We start from the raw sequence: 22,920 nt of genomic DNA, 5'->3' as shown, positions 1-22,920 counted from the left end.
GCGTTGTGAGCTCATTTACTTGATAAAGCTGATATCGACAATCTCGTCGAGATTTGGCTTCGTCTTGATTACACCAGCGTCAAGCAGGAGCTTTGCTGCTTCTTCCGAAAACTCCTTGAACTCGCCTTCAAAGAACTTCTGGTTGGCGGCTTTGTCCTGCCAACGCAGATAGGCTGCCGATTTGCCAAATTCCTCACCCGACTGCTTCACGTCCTTGCCCATGATTTCATAGGATTTGGCTGGGTCAGCAGCGATCATTTCAAGCGCTTCAAAATAGCTGGTGGCGAGTGCCTTTGCAGCTTCCGGGTTCTTTTCGAGGAAGTCTGGTGTGCAGCCAACCGTATCCATCACTGCCGGATATTCGAGCGTGGTGGCGAGAATTTTGCCTTTGTCTGGTGCTGCGCGAACTGTCGAAAGATAAGGCTCGTAGGTCATGGCCGCATCGTTCTGGCCTGCAACGAAAGCCTGTGCTGCTGGTCCCGGCTCCATGTTGACGATCTTCACGTCCTTGGTCGTCATGCCGTTCTTGGCCAGCATATAGGCCAGGAAGAAATAGGGCGATGTGCCGGGGGCCGAAGCTGCGATCGTCTTGCCCTTGAGATCAGCGAAGGAATTCACATCGCCGCGCACGGCAATACCGTCCGCGCCATAGGACTTGTCCATCTGGAAAATCTGCTTGGTTTTGACGCCAGCGGAGTTCCAGATAATCCATGTTTCAACGGTGGTCGCTGCACACTGAATGTCGCCGGACGCCAGCGCGAGATGGCGGCTTGCTTGCGGAATTTTATTGAGCGTGACGTCGAGGCCGTTCTTCTTGAAGATGCCTGCTTCTTTAGCAAGTGTCAGCGGACCAAAACCAGTCCAGCCCGAAAAGCCGATTGCGACTTTTGTTTCTGCCTGTGCGGCAGAAGCGAAGGTGAGAGCTGCGAGTGCTGCACCTGCCAGCCATGAAGTTTTCATATGTGAACCCCTTTTTTGTTTTAAGCATATACATATTCTTGCAGACAAATTAGCAGGACCATGATTTCTGTCCAGAGAGATATGCAAAGAAGCCTTTGCTTTGTCGTCTGGTAAAATACAACATAAGACGTTGATTATAGTTGTATAATCGAAATCTTATAGACGATCCCCTTACCAATAAGTTCTACAGAAAACTGAGCCTCTCCCGATAGGATCAGGCAGTCATGCTGGCCGAGATGTGCGATTCTGCTGTCGCTTTTTAGCTCAAAATTTCCTTCTGCACAGAAAACAAGCATAGTGCCGCGATCTGATGCAATGACCGCCGAATCATTTGTGACAATACGTTCGACCTGATGCGTGAAGCGCCCGCGTCGTGTCATGACGTTGAGATCGGTGATTGTTCCGTCGATGAGGCGGGCACCAGAGCTGGCGTCGGCGGCAAAAGCAAAGGGTGCTGTCTCGCGGCTGAGAGTCGTTTCTAAACCTTCAACGTCGAGAACAATGCCGATGCCTTCCAGCACCGACAATGTGCGATCAATGTCGGGAAAGACCGAAAACGGGCCGTCATTGGCAACGGTTGCAGTGGAAATGCGCCAGTCGAAATTATCGACTGACGCATTGATCGGATGGATTGCGATTTCGACCGTGACACCGCCGCCGTTTTTCCACGGCATGCGGCGATGATCCTGCGCTTTAAGGACTTTGAATTCCATTAATTCAGCCAGCCGTTTGATACTGCCCAGAAAGCAACGGGTGCGGTGAGCAGAATGCTCAAAGCCGTGCGAATGTACCAGATGACGATCAAATCACGGAATTTGAGCGGTACTGATGTCGCCAGAACGCATGGGATAGAAGCGGACAGGAAGAGAACCTGACTGACCGAAACCACAGCAGCAACAAACTTCAAGGCGACGTCTGCATCTTTCAGAAGAATGGCGGGTAGGAACATTTCAGCAAGACTGGATGCCATGGATTTCGCAGCAAGCATTGGATCGGAAAACTGCGCGAGCCATGTGAACGGATAAAGCGCAAGGCCGAGGACGTCGAAAATCGGCGTATATTTTGCTGCAAGCAGGCCAAGAAGGCCGACGGCCATGATGCTTGGCAAAATCATCGATGCCATGCGCAGACCATCAAGGAAAGTTGCCCAGAGCAGAGGTAAAAGCTTTGGTGCGCTCTGTGCCTGAGTAATGCCCGCATCAATCGCAGTTTCAATGCGACCTTTGCCTGCTGGCAGCGGCACGTCGCGGTCTTCTGGATGATCCATACGGCTTAGCGGCCACAGGCGCGCTGCAATCGCTGAGACGATGAATGTGACGAAGAAGGTCGTCCAGAAATACAGATTCCATGACTCCATCAGACCAAGCGTCCGTGCGACGATAATCATGAAGGTTGCAGAAACTGTCGAAAATCCCGTTGCAACGATTGCAGCTTCTCGTGCTGTGTATTTGCCTTCTTTATAAACGCGGTCAGTGATCAGAAGTGCCAGCGAATAGCTTCCAACGAATGAAGCCACAGCATCAATTGCCGACCAGCCCGGTGTGCGCCAGATGGGGCGCATCACAGGTTGCACAATAACGCCGGTGAATTCGAGCAGGCCGTAACCGATCAGAAAAGCGAGCGCCAGTGCACCGATTGGCACAATCAGGCCGACGGAAAGCACCAGTTTGTCAAACAGGAAAGGCAGCATGTCTGGAGTGAACAGCAATGCCGGACCGACATTTGCCAGATACATGGCCGTTGCAACAAGTCCGAGCAAACGCAATACCGAGAAGATTTTTTCCGTCAGGTTTTTCTTCCATGTGCCCGTGACGAACGGTCCAAACGCACCATAAGCAATAAGCAGGCAGACAAACACCAGAGCGACAGGGCGTAGTTCTGTTGCCAGTGCCGTTGCGGCATGATCGAGCAGAATGGTGGATTTGCCGCCAATAGTAACAGGAACGAAGAAGAAAAAGATTCCTATGAAGCTGTATATCACCAGCTTTAGTGCCGCCGTTCCGCGTGAGGGTTCCTGGCCGCTAAGCGTTGTGTCCGTCATCGATATTCCCCGGTATTACGTGTATTTTTGAACATGAAAAAAAGGCGGCCCCATAAGGGCCGCCTTTGATTGGGTTCTTAGTTTCCAAGGATCGCCGGAAGGCGAAGACCCTGCTGCTTTGCCCAGTCGAGCGCTTCTTCATAGCCCGCATCGGCATGACGCATAACGCCGGTAGCCGGATCATTCCACAGCACGCGACCGATGCGCTGGTCGGCATCTTCCGAACCGTCGCAGCAGATGACCATGCCCGAATGTTGGGAGAAGCCCATGCCGACGCCGCCACCATGATGGAGCGATACCCATGTCGCACCCGATGCGGTGTTGAGCAACGCATTGAGCAGCGGCCAGTCGGAGACTGCGTCCGAGCCGTCTTTCATGGATTCGGTTTCACGGTTTGGCGAAGCGACGGAGCCGCTATCCAGATGATCGCGACCAATGACGATAGGTGCTTTCAACTCGCCGTTGCGAACCATTTCGTTGAAGGCAAGGCCGAGGCGGTGACGATCTCCAAGGCCAACCCAGCAGATGCGGGCTGGCAGGCCCTGAAATGCGATGCGTTCTTTCGCCATGTCGAGCCAGTTGTGCAGGTGCTTGTTGTCTGGCAGCAGCTCTTTCACCTTGGCATCGGTCTTTGCAATATCCTCTGGATCGCCGGAAAGCGCTGCCCAGCGGAAAGGTCCAATGCCGCGGCAGAACAATGGGCGGATATAGGCCGGAACGAAACCGGGGAAATCGAAGGCGTTTTCAAGACCTTCTTCGAGCGCCATCTGGCGGATATTGTTGCCGTAATCGACCGTTGGAATGCCCTGATTGTGGAAGTCGAGCATGGCCTGAACCTGCACCTTCATCGAAGCGCGGGCAGCTTTTGCGACAGCCTTCGGGTCGCTTTCCTGCTTGGCGCGCCATTCAGCGACGCTCCAGCCGATTGGCAGATAGCCATGCACCGGATCATGCGCCGAGGTCTGGTCCGTCACGATGTCAGGGCGCACGCCGCGCTTGACGAGTTCCGGGAAAATTTCGGCAGCATTGCCGATCAGCGCAATGGACTTGGCTTCGCCTGCCTTGGTCCATTCGTCGATCTTTGCCAGAGCTTCATCGAGGCTATGGGTCTTTTCATCGACATAGCGGGTGCGCAGGCGGAAATCAGCGCGGGTTTCGTCGCACTCGACTGCGAGGCAGCAAGCGCCAGCCATGACGGCTGCGAGAGGCTGTGCGCCGCCCATGCCGCCCAGACCGCCGGTCAGAATCCACTTGCCCTTGAGGTTGCCGTTATAATGCTGGCGACCGGCTTCCACGAAGGTTTCATAGGTGCCCTGAACAATGCCCTGTGCACCGATGTAAATCCACGAACCGGCGGTCATCTGGCCATACATGGCGAGACCCTTCTTATCCAGTTCGTTGAAATGATCCCAGGTCGCCCAATGCGGCACGAGATTGGAATTGGCGATGAGAACGCGCGGTGCATCCTTGTGGGTGCGGAACACGCCCACCGGCTTGCCCGACTGCACCAGCAAGGTTTCGTCTTCATTGAGCGTCTTGAGGGTCGCGACAATCTTGTCGAAATCATCCCATGTGCGCGCAGCGCGGCCAATGCCGCCATAGACGACCAGCTCATGCGGGCGTTCGGCGACATCCGGGTCAAGGTTGTTCATCAACATGCGCAGGGGGGCTTCGGTGAGCCAGCTCTTGGCGTTGAGTTCGGTGCCGCGTGGAGCGCGTACATCGCGCTCATTATGACGTGGGTTGGACATGGTGTTCTCCTCAGGATTTCAGTTCTGCGGCAATGTTTTCGAGCCGCTCAAGAATGGTTTTGAGATGTACGCGAAGCTTGTCCGCCTTGGCCTCGTCGTAGGCGAAGGGAACCGCTTCGGTCGCAAGATGAGTCGATTGCGCCAGTTCCATCTGGATAGCGTGGACGCCGTTTTCGGGCTTGCCATAGTGGCGGGTCGTCCAGCCGCCTTTGAAACGTCCATTGAGAATGGATGTGTAGTCGGTGGCGTTTTGGGTCGCTTCCACGGCTGCTGCTTCGATTTCCGGTGCGCAGGTCTTGCCCAAATCTGTGCCGATGTTGAAGTCCGGCAGCTTGCCTTCAAACAGGAACGGGATATGCGAGCGGATCGAGTGGCAATCATAAAGGATCGCCACGCCATGGATCGCCTTCACGCGCTCGATTTCGGCTGTAAGTGCATCGTGATACGGCTTGTGAAAACGGGTGATGCGATCGGTGATGTCAGCTTCTTTCGGCGCTTCGCCGCCTTTCCAGATGGCAAGGCCGTCAAAGTCTGTGTCCGGGATCAACGTCGTTGTGTTCTGACCCGGATAGAGGCTGACGCCTGCCGGATCGCGATTGGCATCGATGCAATAGCGATGAAAGGTTGCGCGGACGGTCGTTACATTGTCCAGCAGCCCGTCATAGAGCTGATGGATGTGCCAGTCGGTGTCGGCGAGAATACGACCATTGTCATTGAGCCGTGACCAGATATCGTCGGGAACATCCGTGCCCGTGTGGGGAAGGCCGAGAATGACGGGCGACGTGCCCTGCCTGACTTCAAAGACGCTCATATCAGGCCTCCAGTGCAGGCAGGATATTGGCGCTGATGCTGCCGGTGAACGAGCCGTCGGCGATGATGGTGCTTGCGGCTGCAAGATCGTTGGCCATGTAGCGGTCGACATCCAGCGTCGAAACTTTGGCGCGCAGAACGGCGATGGCGCTTTTCAGTTCTGGACTGGTTTCAAGCGGGCCGCGCAGCTCGACGCCGAGCGCGCCGGTCAATGCTTCAATGCCGATGATTGCGTTGAGGTTTTCGGTCATCTGTAACAGGCGGCGTGCACCATGGCAGGCCATGGAAACATGGTCTTCCTGATTGGCAGACGTTGGTGTGGAATCAACCGATGCCGGATGCGCCATCTGCTTGTTTTCGCTCATCAGCGCTGCCGAAGTGACTTCCGCAATCATAAGACCCGAATTGAGGCCCGGCTTTTTTGCAAGGAAGGCAGGCAGGCCGAAGGAAAGCGCAGGGTCAACCAAAAGAGCAATGCGGCGCTGGGCGATTGCACCGATTTCGCAGACAGCAAGCGCGATCTGGTCGGCTGCGAAAGCAACTGGTTCGGCATGGAAGTTGCCGCCTGAAACCACACTGTCATCGGAGAGGACAAGCGGGTTATCGGTAACGGCATTGGCTTCGATTTCAAGTGTGCGTGCAGCTTGGCGTAGAATGTCGAGACAGGCACCATCGACCTGTGGCTGACAGCGAATGCAATAAGGGTCTTGTACGCGCTGGTCGCCTTCAAGATGGCTTTCACGAATGACCGAACCGGAAAGGAGATTGCGCAGTGCTGCGGCCGTATCGATCTGGCCCTGATGGCCGCGCAGGGTGTGAATATCGGGATGGAACGGGGCAGTTGAACCCATGGCCGCATCGGTCGACAATGCGCCGGTGATGAGGGCTGCCTGCAATGCGCGATGCGCGCGGAACAGGCCGGCTAATGCCAGTGCAGTCGAGGTCTGTGTGCCGTTGATGAGGGCGAGACCTTCCTTCGCAGCTAGAACGACGGGCTTGAGGCCAGCCTTCTTAAGCGCATCAGCGCCCGAAAGGCGCTCACCCTGATAGAAGGCTTCGCCTTCGCCGATCATGGCCGCGGCCATATGAGCGAGCGGTGCGAGATCGCCAGAAGCGCCAACCGAACCCTTGGCCGGGATCATCGGGATCACGCCTTTTTCGAGCATGGCTTCGATGAGGATAATGAGTTCGAGCCGCACACCCGATGCCCCGCGACCAAGCGAAATGAGCTTCAGCGCCATGATGAGGCGCACGATGTCTTCGCTCAACGGTTCGCCAACGCCGCAGCAATGCGACAGGATCAGATTGCGCTGAAGCGTTGCCACATCTTCGGGCGCGATACGGATTGAGGCGAGCTTACCAAAGCCGGTATTGATGCCATAAACCGGTGCATCGCCCGCGGCTATTTCGGCAATGCGTGCTGCTGCTTTTTCAACGCCGGCATGAAAGGACGGATCAATACGGACGGCGAGGTTTTCACGATAAATCTGTTCCAGCGTGCTCAGTGCAACGCTGCCGGGCTTCAATATGAGGGTCATGGAAAGCTCCATTGAGATATGAACTAAATGTGGCCTTTGAAAACCCGCTTCCAGAGCGGGTTGAAGCCAATACGGTAAACGAGCTCTGCCGGATGCTCGACGCTCCAGATGGCAAGGTCAGCATCCTTGCCCACTTCCAGCGTTCCAGTGTGGTCAAGCACGCCAAGGGCACGGGCTGCTTCGCGGGTGACGCCCGCAATGCATTCATCGACCGTCATGCGGAACAGGGTTGCGCCCATGTTCATGGTGAGCAGAAGCGAGGTCAGCGGCGAGGTGCCGGGATTGTTGTCGGTGGCCAGTGCCATCTTTGTGCCAGCCGCACGGAAAAGATCGACCGGCGGCTTTTGCGTTTCGCGGATGAAATAATAAGCGCCGGGAAGCAGAACTGCGACGGTTCCGGCCTTGGCCATCGCGGCAGCACCATCCGCATCGGTATATTCCAGATGATCGGCTGAAAGCGCATTGTAAGAAGCGGCAAGAGCTGCGCCATGCAGATTGGAAAGCTGGTCTGCGTGGAGTTTGACCTGAAGGCCGTGCGCCTTTGCAGCATCGAAAACGCGGGCGATTTCATCCGGCAGGAAGGCTATGCCTTCGCAAAAACCGTCAACCGCATCGGCCAGATTTTCAGCGGCGATAGCCGGAAGCATATCGTTGATGACGCGGTCGATATAGGCGGCCTTGTCGCCATTCATTTCCGGCGGCAGGGCATGCGCGCCAAGGAAGGTGGTGCGGACCGTCACGTCACGTTCTTCGCCAAGACGGCGGGCGGCTTTCAGCGACTTGATCTCGCTGTCACGGTCGAGGCCATAGCCCGACTTGACTTCAACGGTGGTGACGCCTTCGGCAATCAGCGCATCAAGGCGGGGCAGGGTTTCACGCACCAGATCATCTTCGCTGGCCGCACGCAGGTTTTTAACGGAGGAAACAATGCCGCCGCCCGCCCGCGCAACTTCTTCGTAAGTGGCACCATTCAGGCGCAGCTCAAATTCATGCGCGCGATTGCCTGCGTGGACCAGATGCGTGTGACAGTCGATCAGGCCGGGCGTGATCAGGCGGTTTTCGCAGTCGATTTTCTCGAAGGATGCGTATTCGGCGGGGAGAGCATTTTCCGGACCGACATAAGCGATCTTGCCGTCTTTCACGGCGAGCGCTGCATTGTCGATGAGCCCCAGACCTTCGGCGTTTTCATCCAAGGTGGCGATGCGTGCCTGCGTTAAAACGAAGTTGGTTTTCTGTGTCATGAGCGTTTTCTCGCTTCCCCTGTTTTTCGATAATGTATATACATAATAGCGAAGTCGCCAAGAGAAAAAATGCATCCGATTGCGATCTGTTGAAAAGTGATGCAGCAAAATGGGCGGAAAGAGGAGCGGAACATAATGTCAGCCACGGTCGAAAAAACGCAATTTATCCATGCCGGACAGGCGCTTCTGCAAACGGGGTGGGCGGATGATGTGCGGCTTGGCATTGTCGATGGAAAAATCGCATCTGTGGAAACTGGCGCCAGCGCGCAGTCGGGCGACGAACATCATGCAGTGATTGTTTCTGGCATGCCAAATCTGCACAGCCATGCGTTCCAATATGGCATGGCGGGACTTGCCGAACGGCGTGGACCTTCCGCGGACAGCTTCTGGAGCTGGCGCGAGATCATGTACAAGTTCGCGCTGACCATGACGCCGGAACAGGCGGAAGCGGTCGCGTTGCGGCTTTATGTCGATATGCTGGAAGCCGGTTTCACGCGCGTCGGTGAGTTTCATTATCTGCACCATGATTGCGATGGCACGCCTTACAGCAATATCTCGGAAATGGCAGATCGTATTGTCTCGGCAGCGCAAACTGCTGGTATCGGGCTGACATTGTTGCCGGTGCTTTACGCACATTCGACATTCGGCGGTGCCGATCCGAATGAAGGCCAGCGCCGTTTCATCAATGATGAAGCAAGCTTTGCGCGCCTAATCGAAGGCTGCCAGAAGGCGCTTGCCGGTTTCGATGGTGCCGTACTTGGCGTAGCCCCGCACAGTCTGCGTGCTGTCACCCCGGATGAATTGACATTTGCGGCAAAGCTTTTGCCGGATGCGCCTGTGCATATTCATATTGCCGAACAGGTCAAGGAGGTGGAGGACTGCATTGCGTGGTCCGGACAGCGACCTGTTGAATGGCTGCTTGACCATCAGGAATTGTCGTCGCGCTGGTGCCTCATCCACGCGACCCATATGACCGACGCGGAAACCATGCGCATGGCTGAGACGGGCGCGATTGCTGGTCTTTGCCCGGTCACGGAAGCCAATCTGGGTGACGGAACCTTCAATGCTACGGTCTTTCACAAGGCAGGCGGCAAGTTCGGCGTTGGCTCGGATTCGAATGTGCTGATCGGTATCAGCGATGAGTTGCGCCAGTATGAATATTCGCAGCGTCTCCTGCACCGCGCGCGTAATGTTCTGGCCGAGAACGAGGGATCGACAGGCCGCGCACTTTTCGATGGCGGGGTGACCGGCGGCAATATCGCTATGGGACGCGCAGGCGATGGCTTGAAAGTGGGGGCTTCGGCCGATTTTGTATCGCTTGATGTTGAGCGTCTGCCCCATGCAAAAAGGGATGCGGCTCTCGATGGCTGGATTTTTGCCGGTCGTGCGCGTGCCTCTGATGTGTGGGTGCGTGGCGTGAAACAGGTGGAGGGTGGACATCACCGCTTGCGCGATGAAGCCGAGCGTGCTTTCCAGAAAGTGATCGGCGAATTGTTGGATTAAAAGGGGCGTATGATGCAGGACAATTCATCCAGAAATGGCGATCCGACCATATCGCTGCACCAGCGCATTCTGGATGATATCGAAACACGCATCATTTCCGGCGAATGGCAGCCGGGGCATCGCATCCCGTTTGAACATGAACTGACTGAGCACTATAATTGCTCACGTATGACCGTGAACAAGGCGCTGACGCAGCTGGCAAAGGCCGGTCTGATTGAGCGCAAGCGCCGTTCGGGCAGTTTCGTGTCTTTTCCGCAATCGCAGGCAGCGATCCTCGAAATCCACGATATTCGCGATGAAGTGGCAGCGCTTGGCGTTCCCTATCGCTATGAACTACTGACACGACGCGACCGTCTGAGTGGCCCAGCGGATGCCAAACATATCGATATGCCGCGCCATACGCCGTTAATCGAACTCGTCTGTCGACACTATGCAGGCAAGCGTGTGTTTGCGTTGGAAGAACGCTTCATCAGTCTCGATGCTGTGCCGAGTGCAGATACTACCAATTTTGCAGAGCAATCGCCTGGACCTTGGCTGGTTGCCTGCGTGCCATGGAGCAGTGCACAGCATTCGATTCGGGCAGTTGTGGCCACACAGGATAATGCTGCAACGCTCGGTGTCGCGGCTGGATCGCCCTGTCTTGTGGTCGAACGCCAGACATGGAATGCCGATCAACCGGTCACGCATGTGCGCTTCACCTATCCCGGTGACAGCCACGCGCTGGTGGCGAAGTTCACCCCTTCGCAGAGTTGATTTTTGCAATGTAACGTAACGTTATTACGCTTTTGGTTGCCTCGCGCTTAGTGGCCGCTAAAATGATAATGCGCAGAATCCTTTGCGCGACATTCTAGATAATGCGATTCATAAAAAAGCCGCCGCAAGGGAAGAAGCGGCGGCCAAGTTGCGGCGTCTCTGGGTGGTGATCACGCCGCGCGTTTGAGAGCATCTCCGATCATGGAAACGATGGTGTCGATCTGTTCTTTTTCCACGATCAAAGGTGGCGAAAGAGCAATCACATCGCCAGTCACGCGGATCAGAAGGCCTTTCTTGAAGCAATCGGTAAACACGTCATAAGCGCGTGCGCCGACGGCGCCTTCGCGTGACGAAAGTTCGATTGCACCAACGAGGCCGAGGTTGCGGATGTCGATGACATTTGGTGCATCTTTGAGCGAATGAAGAGCATTCTGCCAATGCTCAGCTAGTTCAGCACCACGGGTCAGAAGCCCTTCTTCAGCGTAGATTTCAAGTGTTGCGAGACCGGCAGCGCAAGCGACCGGATGACCGGAATAGGTGTAGCCGTGGAAGAGCTCGATGGCGTTTTCCGGACCGGTCATCAGCGCGTCGTGCACTGCGCGGCTTGCAAAGACTGCACCCATCGGGATTGCGCCGTTGGTGAGGCCCTTGGCGGTTGTGACGAGGTCAGGTTTTACGCCGAAATAATCAACTGCGAATGGTGTTCCGAGACGACCGAAGCCGGTGATGACTTCGTCATAGATCACCAGAATGCCGTGCTTGTCAGCGGTTGCGCGGATGCGTTCGAGATAGCCCTTCGGCGGGAGAACGACACCGGCAGAACCGGACATTGGTTCGACTATGACGGCGGCAATCTTTTCTGCGCCGTGCAGCTGAACCAGACGTTCCAGATCATCAGCCAGTTCAATGCCGTGTGCTGGCAAGCCCTTGGAGAATGCATTGCGGCCAATATCAAGCGTATGACGCATATGGTCGGCAGGAATCTGCGGGAAGACGCGGCGGTTGTTGACGAGGCCACCGACAGAAATACCGCCAAAGCCAACGCCGTGATAGCCTTTTTCACGGCCAATCACGAGGGTACGGGTGCCCTGACCGATTGCACGCTGATAAGCGATGGCGATCTTGAGCGCCGTATCGACCGATTCCGAACCGGAATTGGTGAAGAACACGCGGTCGAGTTTGGCATCCGGGCCGCCGGGCGCAATGGCTGCGAGCTTTTCTGCAAAGTCGAATGCAACATTGTGGCCCATCTGAAAGGTCGGCGCGAAGTCCATGGTCGAGATCTGGCGTTCAACAGCCTGTGTGATCTGTTTGCGGCCATGACCGGCATTACAGCACCAAAGACCAGCCGTGCCATCCAGAACCTGCTTGCCGTCGACATCGGTGTAATACATGCCCGAAGCGCTTGCGAGCAGGCGTGGAGCGGCCTTGAACTGGCGGTTCGCAGTGAACGGCATCCAGAAGTTATCAAGGCTTGGCGCGTTGGTGTTATTCAGCATTAGGACCTCCTATTTTGAGAACAGGAGGACACGCTTTGCCGAAGGCAACAAGTCCTTTTCTCTATAAATTTAACTCATTGAAATCACGTGGTTTGGAATTGTAGTTTGTGCTATATCGAACATCATAAACAGTATGGGGGACTGTCGATGAGCATCGATATTGGCGGCCGACTTCGCTATGTGCGTATGCGGCAGAATCTGTCGCAGCGAGAGCTGGCAAAACGGGCTGGTGTGACCAACTCTACCATATCGCTGATCGAGGCCAACCAGTCCAATCCATCCGTTGGCGCATTAAAACGCATTCTTGACGGTATTCCTATTGGTATGGCTGAGTTTTTTGCGCTTGAGCCGGATGCGCCGCACAAGGTCTTCTATCAGGCGGACGAGCTGGTGGAGATCGGAAAGGGACCTATTTCCTATCGTCAGGTGGGCGATCATCTCTTTTCGCGATCGTTGCAAATTCTCAAAGAACGCTATGAGCCGGGTTCAGACACGGGCAAGGTTCTGCTCATGCATGAGGGCGAGGAGGGGGGCATCGTCATGTCTGGCCGCATTGAAGTGACGGTCGGAAGTGAGCGCCGGATCCTGGGGCCGGGGGATGCTTATTATTTCTCAAGCAAGCTGCCGCACCGTTTTCGCTGTGTCGGTCCGGTCGCCTGCGAAATTGTCAGCGCCTGTACCCCGCCAAGTTTCTAACTATTTGTTCTAACAGATTATTTTAAGAAAATTTGGTTCCCGATTTTTCTGGAAATGCTCTATATCGGCACGACCCACGAGCGTTTGATCTGCTGCATTGGAATTTCGGATTTGATATTCCGAACGCCCTTTATCTTGCCGATATATTCCATCTGGAATTTTCTAAAGCCTTCAAGATCCGGTGTGATAACACGCAGCAGAAAGTCGCAATCGCCCGCCATCAGGTGGCATTCAACGATCTGTGGCAGCTTCTCAATTGCTTTGACGAAAGTCGTGACGGTTTCCTCATCCTGTCCCGTCAGCCATATGCGGACATAGACCGTAAACCCCATACCGAGCCTGGCTGCATCGACCAGTGCAACATAGCGTTCGATGAAGCCAGCATCTTCCAATTGCTTCACCCTGCGCAGACAAGGCGAAGGTGACAAGCCAACACGCTCGGCAAGCTCGGTGTTGTTAATCTTACCTTCCTGCTGGAGCACTCGGAGAATCGCACGGTCGATTGCGTCAATTGATATTGGCATTTTAATGCGCCTAATTAATTATTGTTGGCATTATCCATCAATATACTGTGCATCGAGAGCGTAAAAGCAACAAAAATCTGTGTGGGTTGGCGTATTTTCCCGGTTCAGAATGAGCGACATTGCCGCTCTTTCCAGAAGGAAATAATTGATGCGTAGTATGGATTTTGTCGAGGGACAGAGCGGCATCTCCCGGCAATCAGAGGCCTTGCGTGGCTTGCGGGAAGCCGTTCCTGTGTTTTTAAGTTTCGTTCCGTTTGCTCTGCTGCTCGGTGCGCAAGCAACCCAGAAGGGACTGAGCCCGGTTGAAGTGCCGATGATGACGGGCCTGAATTTTGGTGGTGGTTCCGAGTTTGCGGCCATTGGTTTGTGGACATCGCCGCCGCATATTCTGCTGATTGTTGCGATAACATTTCTGGTCAATAGCCGACATTTTCTGATGGGTGCAGCCCTTGCGCCTCTCATCAAGCATTTGCCGAAACGCAAGGCGTTTCTAACGCTGTTCTTCATGTGTGACGAGAGCTGGGCCATGGGGCTAGCCGATGCACGCAAGTCTGGTGGAAACTTCAGCATTCGTTATTATTTTGGCGCGGCCCTTGGCCTTTATGTGACGTGGATTTTCTTCACCACCGTCGGCGCACTCGTTGGCCCGGTATTGGGTGACGTCAAGCGCTTTGGCTTTGATATGGCGTTTCCTGCCGTCTTCATCGTGATCCTCGCCGGTATGTGGAAAGGGCCTGTTGCGGCACTTCCCTGGCTGGTCAGCCTCATTGTGGCAGGCATAACCTATCTCACTATTCCGGGCGCCTGGTATGTGCCAGCAGGTGTAATCGCTGGACTTATGGTTGCATGGCGGCAGGCGAAACCAGAATGACGATTGAACCTTCACACGCGATCACGATCCTGCTCATGGCTTCCGTGACCTATATGACGCGCATTGGCGGATATATTTTTCTACGCAATCGTACACTGAGCCCGCGGGCCCTGCTATTGCTGGAAAGTGCGCCGGGCTGTGTTCTGATCAGCGTTATTGCGCCGGAGTTTTTCACCGGCAAGCCTGCTGATATGATTGCTCTCGCGCTGACGATTGCCGCTGCAACCCGGTTCCCCATGCTGGTAACTGTGGCCGTGGCCATCACTTCCGCTGGGTTGCTACGCCATCTCATCGGCTAAAAGCGAAGCGGAGGGGTTTACTCCGCTTCCTCGACGCCGTCGATTTATGCGTAACGCGCAATGCTGAGATCGTCTGCTTTGATATCTGGTGTGTTACCGGAGATGAGATCGGCCAGCAGCTTGCCCGACCCCGGACCCATGGTCCATCCAAGTGTGCCGTGGCCCGCATTGATAAACACATTGTCGAAGCGGGTCGCGCCGATGATCGGCGTTGAATCAGGCGTCATCGGGCGTAGGCCTGACCAGAAGGTTGCAGCCTTGAGATCACCGCCGGGGAACAGATCGCTCACCGAGAGATCGAGCGTTGCACGACGCGCTGCGGGCAGATCCTTGGTGAAACCTGAGACTTCGGCCATGCCGCCCACACGGATACGGTCGCCAAGGCGGGTGATAGCAATTTTGTAGCTTTCATCCAGCACGGTCGAGACTGGAGCCAGATCTTCATTGATGATTGGTGCGGTGATCGAATAGCCTTTGACCGGATAGATCGGCGCATTGAGGCCGAGCGACTTGACCAGAGCAGGTGTGTAGCTGCCGAGTGCCACGACATAGCGATCAGCCGTCAGAATGCCTTCCGAGGTTTCGACGCCGGAAACCTTGCCACCAGTCATCAACAGCGATTTGATGTCGACACCAAAGCGGAATTTTACGCCGAGTCCTTCGGCGATTTTTGCCAGTGCATTGGTGAATTTGAAGCAGTCGCCGGTTTCATCATGCGGCAGACGCAGGCCACCGACGAATTTATCTCTGGCGCGAGCAAGCGCAGGCTCAACGCGCACGCAATCTTCGCGGTCGAGAACTTCAAACGGCACGCCATCCTGACGCAGTACTTCAATATCTTTGCCAATACCGTCGAGCTGGTACTGCTCGCGGAACAGTTGCAAAGTGCCCTGCGTGCGCTGGTCATATTGAATGCCGGTTTCTTCGCGCAGGGCGACAAGGCAATCGCGGCTATATTCTGCCACCCGAACCATGCGGGTTTTATTGACCTTGTAGCGGCTCTCAGTGCAGTTCGCGAGCATCTGCAAGAGCCAGCTGTACTGCTTTGGATCGGACGTCAGGCGCAGAACCAGCGGCGCATGCTTCTGAAACAGCCACTTGGCGGCTTTCAGAGGCACACCGGGTGCAGCCCATGGCGATGCATAGCCGGGTGAAACTTGCCCTGCATTGGCGAAGCTTGTTTCCAGTGCAGGGCCTTCCTCGCGATCAACGACAGTGACTTCATGGCCAAGCTTGGCCAGATAATACGCCGTGGTGACGCCGATAACGCCGCTGCCTAGGATGGTGATCTGCATGTTCGCCTCTTATAATTATGCTTGTTTGTCTGCCGCCAGACTATCCACGTAAACACGGGCATAGCGGTGGCCTAACGAAGTCAGGATTTCATAAGGAATGGTGTCGCAATCACGCGCCACATCTTCGAGCCGCTGATGCGGACCAATGAGTTCGACCAGACTGCCGAGCTTGAGTGTGCCTTCCGGCAGGGCTGTTACATCGAGCGTGATCGAATCCATTGAAACACGGCCGACAATCGGCAGACGCGTATCGCCGTAAAAGGCCGAGCCTTTGTTGCTCAAAGCGCGGAACCAGCCATCGGCATAACCGACTGCAATTGTTGCGACCCGCATTGGCTTGCTTGCAACGAATGTGCCGCCATAACCGACGGCCGCACCTTTATCGATGTCACGCACCTGAATGACACGCGCGGATAGCTCCAGCACCGGCTTGATTGGGCTTTCAGTCCCTTCCGGACCGACGCCATAGAGAACAACGCCCGGACGTGCGAGATTGAAATGATAAGTATTGTCGAGGAAGCAACCACCGGAATTCGAAAAAGCCACCGGCATTTTTGGCAGACGTGTGAGCGCTGCGTTCATGGCCGCAAGCTGGCGGGCATTGGCCGGATTTTTCGGTTCATCGCCGCTCGCCAGATGACTGATGACGAATTTTACATCGATATGGTCGAGCAGATGCTGGTTATCGACCAGTTGGTCGAGTTCTTTGGCTGACAGGCCAAGGCGTGACATGCCGGTATCGATCTGAAGCAGAGCGGGCAGCTTTTCATTCAGGCTTATAGCAAGTGCCGACCAGTTTTCGATTTGTTCCAGCGAGTTGAGAACGGGCAGAATTTTTTCGCGTGCACAGGCAGCTTCCGTGCCGGGTTGCAGGCCGTTCAGCGCGTAAAGCGTTGCATCAGGATTGAGAAAAGGGCGCAGAGAAATTGCTTCGCCAAGATGGGCGACGAAGAAATCGCGGCAGCCTGCTTCATAAAAAGCCGGTGCGACACGGTTTGCACCCAAGCCATAGGAATCGGCTTTGACAACAGCAGCTGCGCGGGTCGGCGCAATGCGTTTTGCGATAGTTGAATAATTGTGGCGCAAAGCTGCCAGGTCGATGGTGAGCACGCCGCCTGCGGCGAGGTCACGTTCAGTTTGAGAAAAATGCATCGACATATCGGTCATTTCCAGCGCACTCGGTTTGTTCGTGGGAGTGACTGGACTCTAATCCGCTTCCTCCCAAAAGCACATTGCTCTGGTGGTGCGGATCACAATTCCTTGCCCCCAAAGCGTTAGACACAATGATAATCGAAGACTATTCGAATGTTTTTGCATTTTGTCGTAGATTATGCGAATTTTAGCATGATTTACGCACTTATTAGCTCATAATTCGAAGAATATTCATGGCGACACTGGATAGCATCGACCGCAATATCATCCGTTCCCTAAGGCGCGATGGCCGTATGACGAACAGTCAGCTTGCAGCGGAAGTCGGCCTTTCGCAGTCGGCCTGTCTGCGGCGTGTACAGATACTCGAAGAAAGTGGCGTTATTCGGGGGTATACAGCGATTGTCGGCTCATCCGGCGGGGATGAACGGCTGGTTGCGATCGTTCGCATCACGCTGGACCGACAGACGGAAGAATATCTCAACCGCTTTGAGGAAGCCGTGCGCAGGCACCCGGAAGTACAGGAGTGCTATCTGATGACCGGAGATGCTGACTATATTCTGCGGGTCGAGGCGGAGAATGCGGCTTCCTATGAAATTATTCATAAGGAAATTCTGTCGCGGCTGCCTGGCGTCGCGCGCATTCATTCGAGCTTTGCAATCCGCACCGTGCTTCTCTCAAAAGCACCGCCGCCACGCGCATAAAAAACCCGGCAGATGCCGGGCTTTTAGTTCATAGCAGGGCTGTTGCTTAGCGGAATTCGTAGCGAAGACCGGCACGAACAGTGTGGATGTTGAAACCGTTGTCTTTGGCTTGTGTTCCGGTTGCACCCGGACCTTCAGCGTTACCAAACGGGTTTGTGCTGCGATCTGCTGCATCGTAGCCATAGGCCTTGCCGCCATTGACGCGCAGATAGCGATAACCCAGGTCAAGCTTGAGCTGATCGGTCAGATCGTAGCTGACACCAGCCATCAGAGCCATGGCGAAGCGCCAGCTGTCGAGGCCATCCTTGTCACTGGTATAGGTGCATATCGAGCAGACTTCCTGAGTCTTCCACGTGTCGTACTTCACGTAAGCTGCACCCAATCCGGCGCCGAGATAAGGTGTCACCATACCCATTTTCGGCAGGTCGACATAGGCATTGGCCATTGCCGTCCAGACATTTGCCGTTGACGAGTCTTCATAGTGGCAATTGTCTTCAACCGGGTTGAAGCCGAGCGAGGATTTTATATAGCTTGGGCAATCGGTCCTGCCCTTGATGCCAGCGCGGAAAAAGTCCAGCGTTGCGTCTGTGCGGAACATTTCATTGAAACGATAGCCGACACCCACGCCATAGGATGCACCGCCTTTGAGCTTGAAGTTGTCATAACGTAAGGTGTCGTCGATACCACGATACGGCGGATCAAACTGATTCCAGAAAGCCCAGTCGCCGTCTGTGTTCGACTTGAAATTATAGCCAATATCGCCTCGAATGTACCAGCCTGAGGCGAGAGGGACAGGTGCAACCGCGACCGGCTCTTCAAAAATAATGTCAGCTGCGTGCGCGCCATTTGCACCGATCAACATGCCACATGCCATGAGCGCAATCGCGGAAACATATTTCATCTACCCAACTCCAACCGAAAATGATCGCGGTTCCCGAACCGTTGGCTGAAGGTAGTAAATGAATATGCTTAAGCTATCGTTACTTCTTATTAGCGAGCACTAAACTTGCGGTAGTAATTTTGGGCAATAACGCCACGTTACAGGCAATGAAAAACCCGGCCTGAGCCGGGTTCTGCAATTCTTACTTGAAATCGACCGAGTGGATGATTGACTGGTCGATATCGTTAATATTGCGCTTGCCGCAAAGCGCCATGGTGATATCGAGTTCTTTGCGGATGATCTCCAGCGCCAGTGTCACGCCTTCCTTACCCATCGCACCAAGGCCGTAAAGGAATGGACGACCGATGAACACGCCCTGTGCACCAAGAGCACGGGCTTTCAGCACGTCCTGACCCGAACGGATGCCCCCATCCATATGCACTTCGATTTTATCGCCAACAGCATCAACAATTGGCTTGAGCATCGAAATCGAAGAGACTGCACCATCAAGCTGACGGCCGCCATGGTTGGACACGATAATCGCATCGGCGCCGGATTTGGCTGCCATCCGGGCATCTTCTTCATCGAGAATGCCTTTGAGGATCAGCTTGCCGCCCCATTGTTCCTTGATCCACGCGACATCGTTCCAGTTGAGCTGAGGATCGAACTGTTCCGCTGTCCATGATGAGAGCGAAGAAAGGTCGGTTACATTTTTCGCGTGACCGGCAATGTTACGGAATGTGCGGCGCTGCGTACCCATCATGCCCAGGCACCAGCCGGGACGGGTCGCCATTTGCCAGATATGCTTCGGTGTGAATTTTGGTGGGGCCGAAAGTCCGTTACGCAGATCCTTATGGCGCTGGCCCAGAATCTGAAGGTCAAGCGTGAGGACCAATGCCGAGCAACCCGCAGCTTTGGCGCGGCTGATCAGGTTTTTTACGAACTCACGGTCTTTCATCACGTAAAGCTGGAACCAGAATGGCTTCTTGGTCACTGATGCAACATCTTCAATGGAGCAGATGCTCATCGTCGAGAGCGTGAAGGGAACACCAAACGCCTCTGCGGCCTGGGCTGCGAGCATTTCACCGTCTGCATGCTGCATGCCGGTGAGCCCGGTCGGGGCGAGGGCAACTGGCATTGCGACCTTTTCGCCGATCATCGTTGTTTCAAGCGAACGATTGGTCATATCGACCAGCACGCGCTGACGCAATTTGATCTTGGCGAAGTCGGCTTCGTTTGCCCGATAAGTAGACTCAGTCCAAGCGCCGGAATCTGCATAATCGAAGAACATTTTCGGGACACGGCGTTGTGCAAGCCGTTTCAGATCGGCGATCTCAACGATGTTGGGCATTCTCCCACCCCTTGTGGTCAGTTTTCTTTACCAATCGCATGACGGATTGTGGGCCTGAAATCAAGTGCGAACCGATAGCGCAACTGCAATGTTTTGATTCACTGGGCATCTCTCCGAAACCTGTTTCATGCTTTTGGGGGAGTGCTTTATTTAATTATTTGATTAATTCAACTACACTATAAACCGATTTCTATGGTTGGTATTTTCATATCATCAGGAGCGGGCAAAAGTATTTTTGCGACAGCGACGGGCCATTTTTGGCGCATAGTGGATGCTGAAAGTGTGAAAAATATTGCATAGTTATGTAATGCTTGTTGAGCGTGAAAAGCTATGCAATTGAGGATGATAACATGAGCAAAGCTTCCGGAACCAAGTTCATCGGCAAGCGGTCAAGTGCCGCAGGTGGATGGGGCGCATTGAAGAGCTGCGGCAAGCAATTGCTGGCCAGCGGCGCACCGCTCACTGGTGCACGTGCTCTTCTCAAGGCTAACCAGCCCGACGGTTTTGATTGTCCCGGTTGCGCATGGGGTGACCCGGAGCATGGCTCATCGTTCGAGTTCTGCGAGAATGGTGTGAAGGCGGTGGCTTGGGAGGCAACCGAGCGACGCACAACGCCGAAGTTCTTCACGGAGCACACGGTTTCTGAACTACAGTCCTGGACCGATTATGCGCTGGAAAATACCGGGCGGCTAACGCATCCGATGCGTTACAATGCGTCAACCGACAAATATGAAGCGGTTGAGTGGGATGAAGCTTTTGACGCTATTGGCGACATATTGAAGAGCTTCGATACGCCGGATCGTGTGGAGTTTTATACCTCGGGCCGCGCATCTAATGAAGCGGCATTTCTCTATCAGCTTTTCGTGCGCGCTTATGGCACAAACAATTTTCCTGACTGTTCGAACATGTGCCATGAGGCCAGCGGTGTGGCGCTCAAACAATCGGTAGGGGTTGGCAAGGGAACTGTTCTGCTTGAGGATTTCGAGCAGGCTGACGCGATTTTCGTCGTTGGGCAAAATCCTGGCACCAATCATCCCCGCATGTTGGGTGATTTACGTCGCGCTGCGGAACGCGGTGCCCAAATTGTTGTTTTCAACCCGGTCCGCGAACGCGGACTTGAGCGCTTCGCGGATCCTCAGAACAAGCTCGAAATGATGCATGGCGGCAGTGAAGCTATCGCCAGCGATTATTATCAACCACGTCTGGGAGGCGATCTTGCCGCGTTCCGTGGCATGGCCAAAGCGGTGTTCGCCGCTGATGATGCAGCTCTTGCTGCCGGAGAGCCGTCTGTACTCGATAGAGCGTTTCTGGCCGAACATACGGCAGAATTTGAAGCCTATCGGGCTGCAGTCGATGCAACTTCATGGGACGAAATTGAAGATCAGTCCGGGCTGTTGCGTCAGTCGCTGGAACATGCTGCGCGTATTTACATGAAGGCGGGCCGCGTTATCTGCACGTGGGCGATGGGCATAACCCAGCATCGCCATTCGGTGATCACGATTCGCGAGATAACCAATTTCATGCTGCTGCGCGGCAATATTGGAAAGCCCGGCGCGGGGCTGTGTCCTGTCCGCGGTCATTCCAATGTGCAGGGCGATCGCACGGTCGGGATCAACGAACGTCCGTCAGCTGCGTTTCTTGACGCGCTGGAAAAGGAATTCGCTTTCAAAGCGCCGCGCGAGCCGGGCCATAATGTGCTTGGTGCAATTGGAGCCATGCTTGACGGATCGGCAAAAGCCTTCATCGGTCTGGGCGGCAATTTCGCCCGTGCGACGCCTGACAGTCCGATGATTATCAAGGCACTTTCCAGCCAGAGACTGACCGTTCACATCGCAACGAAACTCAACCATTCGCATCTTTTGCCGGGGCAGGATTCGTTCATTCTGCCATGTCTGGGGCGCACCGAGATTGATCTGAATTCCAAAGGCGTGGCGCAGATTGTAACGGTCGAAGATTCCATGAGCATGGTTCATGGATCAGGCGGTATCAATCATCCGGCTTCGGCGTTGCTCCGCTCGGAAGTTGCAATCATTGCTGGCATGGCAAATGCAACATTGGGCCCAAATCCAGTCGATTGGTTGGAACTGGCGGATGACTACGACCTCATCCGCGATCATATTTCGCGGGTCCTGCCCGATTTCTATGACTTTAATGTACGTGTCCGCGTGCCGCGTGGTTTCCACTTGCGTAATACCGCGCGCGAACTGGAATGGGTAACGCCAAACGGTAAAGCAACCTTCTGGAGCGGGGCAATGCCAGAGGCCGTCGAGCATCAACAGGCACGCGGAAAGCCGGGCCACTATGTCTTGCAGACCTTCCGCAGTCATGATCAGTACAACACGACGATTTATGGTATGGATGACCGTTATCGTGGTGTTTATGGCGAGCGGCAGGTGGTTTTCATGAACCCTGCCGATATGTCAGACATTGGTGTTGAAGCAGGTGATCGAGCCGATGTTGTCGGTGATTTTGCAGACGGTGTTGAGCGTGTTGCGCGTGATTTCCGCTTTGTTCCCTATGATATTCCGCGTGGTTGTATTGCCGGTTATTACCCGGAAATGAATGTGTTGGTGCCGCTTGGTAGTGCCGGTGATGAGAGCTACACCCCAACCTCAAAATCGGTGATTGTTTCATTCCGCCCGGTTCAGGCGGTCAACGCCTGATGGAAGAAGCCGAGTATATGGCATTGGTGGATGCGCTTGAGGCAGCATCGGGTAAGATCTCGCGGCTTGGTGCCGGTATTATTGCTGCGCTCGCGCTCGATATAGCATCGGACAGCCGCAGTTTTTCACGAATACTGGGTATTGCTCACGCTCTTGTGTTGCGGGAGGTTGTAGTTCTTAGTGCTGAGGGGGGCTATATCCGCATCCGACAGCGAGATGAACGGACGCAACGCACACGTTATGAGCTGAGTGCAACAGGTCATCGGCTTGTTGAAGAAATGCGGCTATAAATTATTCTGATTTGTTATTTAGATTTCAGTGTTTTCCCAAAGTCTGTTTTGAGCGCGCGTTTTATATGTGAGCATGACGATTAATGATGTTTTTAAAGCATG

Annotated in this window: 21 protein-coding genes; 8 read left to right on the top strand and 13 right to left on the bottom strand. The window is 54.6% G+C overall.

Annotated features, from left to right (window positions below; all coding sequences use genetic code 11):
- Positions 1–15 precede the first annotated feature (15 nt).
- From C9380_RS09445 to hutI, 7 genes are all read right to left on the bottom strand, one after another.
- The gene (locus tag C9380_RS09445) at positions 16–960 is read right to left on the bottom strand and encodes an ABC transporter substrate-binding protein (RefSeq protein WP_024899324.1); all 945 of its coding nucleotides are present in this window, start codon (positions 958–960) and stop codon (positions 16–18) included.
- A gap of 134 nt (positions 961–1,094) precedes the next feature.
- Positions 1,095–1,673, bottom strand: coding sequence for a HutD/Ves family protein (locus tag C9380_RS09440; protein ID WP_128093432.1), 579 nt, complete (start codon positions 1,671–1,673; stop codon positions 1,095–1,097).
- A complete protein-coding gene (locus C9380_RS09435; RefSeq protein WP_128093431.1) occupies positions 1,673–3,001 on the bottom strand; it encodes a YjiH family protein in 1,329 nt (442 codons plus the stop codon). Before C9380_RS09435 ends, C9380_RS09440 begins: the two co-directional genes overlap by 1 nt.
- A gap of 77 nt (positions 3,002–3,078) precedes the next feature.
- Positions 3,079–4,752 (bottom strand): urocanate hydratase, encoded by a 1,674-nt coding sequence (hutU, locus tag C9380_RS09430; RefSeq protein WP_128093430.1) that lies wholly within the window; start codon positions 4,750–4,752, stop codon positions 3,079–3,081.
- 10 nt (positions 4,753–4,762) lie between these two features.
- Entirely contained in the window at positions 4,763–5,563 is an 801-nt protein-coding gene (hutG, locus tag C9380_RS09425) for an N-formylglutamate deformylase (protein WP_128093429.1), read from the bottom strand.
- 1 nt (position 5,564) lies between these two features.
- On the bottom strand, positions 5,565–7,100 hold the full coding sequence (gene hutH / locus C9380_RS09420) for a histidine ammonia-lyase (RefSeq protein ID WP_128093428.1): 1,536 nt from the start codon (positions 7,098–7,100) through the stop codon (positions 5,565–5,567).
- Positions 7,101–7,123: 23 nt separating this feature from the next.
- Positions 7,124–8,341 carry an imidazolonepropionase gene (gene hutI / locus C9380_RS09415; RefSeq protein ID WP_100558674.1) on the bottom strand — a complete coding sequence of 406 codons (1,218 nt, stop codon included), beginning with the start codon at positions 8,339–8,341 and terminating at the stop codon, positions 7,124–7,126.
- Positions 8,342–8,476: 135 nt separating this feature from the next.
- Between hutI and C9380_RS09410 the strand changes: the two genes are divergently transcribed.
- Positions 8,477–9,844, top strand: a complete 1,368-nt coding sequence (locus C9380_RS09410) for a formimidoylglutamate deiminase (RefSeq protein ID WP_128093427.1) — start codon at positions 8,477–8,479, stop codon at positions 9,842–9,844.
- A 12-nt stretch (positions 9,845–9,856) separates the two neighbouring features.
- The gene (hutC, locus tag C9380_RS09405) at positions 9,857–10,597 is read left to right on the top strand and encodes a histidine utilization transcriptional repressor HutC (protein WP_105534567.1); all 741 of its coding nucleotides are present in this window, start codon (positions 9,857–9,859) and stop codon (positions 10,595–10,597) included.
- Positions 10,598–10,767: 170 nt separating this feature from the next.
- On the opposite strand, the gene aptA is transcribed toward hutC, so the two are convergent.
- Entirely contained in the window at positions 10,768–12,096 is a 1,329-nt protein-coding gene (gene aptA / locus C9380_RS09400) for an omega-aminotransferase AptA (RefSeq protein WP_024899333.1), read from the bottom strand.
- A 147-nt stretch (positions 12,097–12,243) separates the two neighbouring features.
- Between aptA and C9380_RS09395 the strand changes: the two genes are divergently transcribed.
- Positions 12,244–12,792 (top strand): cupin domain-containing protein, encoded by a 549-nt coding sequence (locus C9380_RS09395; protein ID WP_024899334.1) that lies wholly within the window; start codon positions 12,244–12,246, stop codon positions 12,790–12,792.
- Between the two features lie 59 nt (positions 12,793–12,851).
- On the opposite strand, the gene C9380_RS09390 is transcribed toward C9380_RS09395, so the two are convergent.
- Entirely contained in the window at positions 12,852–13,316 is a 465-nt protein-coding gene (locus tag C9380_RS09390) for an Lrp/AsnC family transcriptional regulator (RefSeq protein WP_024899335.1), read from the bottom strand.
- 157 nt (positions 13,317–13,473) lie between these two features.
- Here C9380_RS09390 and C9380_RS09385 point away from each other — a divergent pair, with 157 nt between their 5' ends.
- Positions 13,474–14,187 carry an AzlC family ABC transporter permease gene (locus C9380_RS09385; protein WP_024899336.1) on the top strand — a complete coding sequence of 238 codons (714 nt, stop codon included), beginning with the start codon at positions 13,474–13,476 and terminating at the stop codon, positions 14,185–14,187.
- Complete coding sequence (locus C9380_RS09380; RefSeq protein WP_128093426.1) at positions 14,184–14,486, top strand: AzlD family protein; 303 nt, start codon at positions 14,184–14,186, stop codon at positions 14,484–14,486. The genes C9380_RS09385 and C9380_RS09380 overlap by 4 nt, the downstream gene beginning before the upstream one ends.
- 44 nt (positions 14,487–14,530) lie before the next feature.
- Here the strand turns inward: C9380_RS09380 and C9380_RS09375 are convergent, their stop codons facing one another.
- The gene (locus C9380_RS09375; protein ID WP_024899338.1) at positions 14,531–15,781 is read right to left on the bottom strand and encodes a D-amino acid dehydrogenase; all 1,251 of its coding nucleotides are present in this window, start codon (positions 15,779–15,781) and stop codon (positions 14,531–14,533) included.
- 15 nt (positions 15,782–15,796) lie between these two features.
- Complete coding sequence (gene alr / locus C9380_RS09370) at positions 15,797–16,948, bottom strand: alanine racemase (protein WP_100558676.1); 1,152 nt, start codon at positions 16,946–16,948, stop codon at positions 15,797–15,799.
- A 218-nt stretch (positions 16,949–17,166) separates the two neighbouring features.
- On the opposite strand from alr, the gene C9380_RS09365 reads away from it, so the two are divergent.
- Positions 17,167–17,634 carry an Lrp/AsnC family transcriptional regulator gene (locus C9380_RS09365; RefSeq protein ID WP_024899340.1) on the top strand — a complete coding sequence of 156 codons (468 nt, stop codon included), beginning with the start codon at positions 17,167–17,169 and terminating at the stop codon, positions 17,632–17,634.
- A 46-nt stretch (positions 17,635–17,680) separates the two neighbouring features.
- Here C9380_RS09365 and C9380_RS09360 read toward each other — a convergent pair whose 3' ends face one another.
- Both C9380_RS09360 and C9380_RS09355 read right to left on the bottom strand, forming a co-directional pair.
- Positions 17,681–18,535 (bottom strand): outer membrane protein, encoded by an 855-nt coding sequence (locus C9380_RS09360; RefSeq protein WP_024899341.1) that lies wholly within the window; start codon positions 18,533–18,535, stop codon positions 17,681–17,683.
- 181 nt (positions 18,536–18,716) lie between these two features.
- Positions 18,717–19,865: an alpha-hydroxy acid oxidase gene (locus tag C9380_RS09355; RefSeq protein ID WP_024899342.1), complete on the bottom strand. Its 1,149-nt coding sequence runs from the start codon at positions 19,863–19,865 to the stop codon at positions 18,717–18,719.
- A gap of 350 nt (positions 19,866–20,215) precedes the next feature.
- On the opposite strand from C9380_RS09355, the gene C9380_RS09350 reads away from it, so the two are divergent.
- Together C9380_RS09350 and C9380_RS09345 are read left to right on the top strand one after the other, a co-directional pair.
- Positions 20,216–22,528, top strand: a complete 2,313-nt coding sequence (locus tag C9380_RS09350; protein WP_128093425.1) for an FdhF/YdeP family oxidoreductase — start codon at positions 20,216–20,218, stop codon at positions 22,526–22,528.
- On the top strand, positions 22,528–22,818 hold the full coding sequence (locus C9380_RS09345; RefSeq protein ID WP_374844463.1) for a hypothetical protein: 291 nt from the start codon (positions 22,528–22,530) through the stop codon (positions 22,816–22,818). The genes C9380_RS09350 and C9380_RS09345 overlap by 1 nt, the downstream gene beginning before the upstream one ends.
- Positions 22,819–22,920 lie beyond the last annotated feature (102 nt).

This window comes from Brucella pituitosa, assembly GCF_003049685.1.
In the GTDB taxonomy this organism is placed as follows: domain Bacteria; phylum Pseudomonadota; class Alphaproteobacteria; order Rhizobiales; family Rhizobiaceae; genus Brucella; species Brucella pituitosa.
The sequence above is the reverse complement of the archived record's forward strand: the minus strand, read 5'-3'. Positions and strand labels throughout refer to the sequence as shown.

Bases quoted from the DNA above. Each gene is read 5' to 3' on its own strand.
- C9380_RS09445 (WP_024899324.1), bottom strand. From the start codon at position 960: ATGAAAACTTCATGGCTGGCAGGTGCAGCACTCGCAGCTCTCACCTTC.
- C9380_RS09440 (WP_128093432.1), bottom strand. From the start codon at position 1,673: ATGGAATTCAAAGTCCTTAAAGCGCAGGATCATCGCCGCATGCCGTGG.
- C9380_RS09435 (WP_128093431.1), bottom strand. From the start codon at position 3,001: ATGACGGACACAACGCTTAGCGGCCAGGAACCCTCACGCGGAACGGCG.
- hutU (WP_128093430.1), bottom strand. From the start codon at position 4,752: ATGTCCAACCCACGTCATAATGAGCGCGATGTACGCGCTCCACGCGGC.
- hutG (WP_128093429.1), bottom strand. From the start codon at position 5,563: ATGAGCGTCTTTGAAGTCAGGCAGGGCACGTCGCCCGTCATTCTCGGC.
- hutH (WP_128093428.1), bottom strand. From the start codon at position 7,100: ATGACCCTCATATTGAAGCCCGGCAGCGTTGCACTGAGCACGCTGGAA.
- hutI (WP_100558674.1), bottom strand. From the start codon at position 8,341: ATGACACAGAAAACCAACTTCGTTTTAACGCAGGCACGCATCGCCACC.
- C9380_RS09410 (WP_128093427.1), top strand. From the start codon at position 8,477: ATGTCAGCCACGGTCGAAAAAACGCAATTTATCCATGCCGGACAGGCG.
- hutC (WP_105534567.1), top strand. From the start codon at position 9,857: ATGCAGGACAATTCATCCAGAAATGGCGATCCGACCATATCGCTGCAC.
- aptA (WP_024899333.1), bottom strand. From the start codon at position 12,096: ATGCTGAATAACACCAACGCGCCAAGCCTTGATAACTTCTGGATGCCG.
- C9380_RS09395 (WP_024899334.1), top strand. From the start codon at position 12,244: ATGAGCATCGATATTGGCGGCCGACTTCGCTATGTGCGTATGCGGCAG.
- C9380_RS09390 (WP_024899335.1), bottom strand. From the start codon at position 13,316: ATGCCAATATCAATTGACGCAATCGACCGTGCGATTCTCCGAGTGCTC.
- C9380_RS09385 (WP_024899336.1), top strand. From the start codon at position 13,474: ATGGATTTTGTCGAGGGACAGAGCGGCATCTCCCGGCAATCAGAGGCC.
- C9380_RS09380 (WP_128093426.1), top strand. From the start codon at position 14,184: ATGACGATTGAACCTTCACACGCGATCACGATCCTGCTCATGGCTTCC.
- C9380_RS09375 (WP_024899338.1), bottom strand. From the start codon at position 15,781: ATGCAGATCACCATCCTAGGCAGCGGCGTTATCGGCGTCACCACGGCG.
- alr (WP_100558676.1), bottom strand. From the start codon at position 16,948: ATGACCGATATGTCGATGCATTTTTCTCAAACTGAACGTGACCTCGCC.
- C9380_RS09365 (WP_024899340.1), top strand. From the start codon at position 17,167: ATGGCGACACTGGATAGCATCGACCGCAATATCATCCGTTCCCTAAGG.
- C9380_RS09360 (WP_024899341.1), bottom strand. From the start codon at position 18,535: ATGAAATATGTTTCCGCGATTGCGCTCATGGCATGTGGCATGTTGATC.
- C9380_RS09355 (WP_024899342.1), bottom strand. From the start codon at position 19,865: ATGCCCAACATCGTTGAGATCGCCGATCTGAAACGGCTTGCACAACGC.
- C9380_RS09350 (WP_128093425.1), top strand. From the start codon at position 20,216: ATGAGCAAAGCTTCCGGAACCAAGTTCATCGGCAAGCGGTCAAGTGCC.
- C9380_RS09345 (WP_374844463.1), top strand. From the start codon at position 22,528: ATGGAAGAAGCCGAGTATATGGCATTGGTGGATGCGCTTGAGGCAGCA.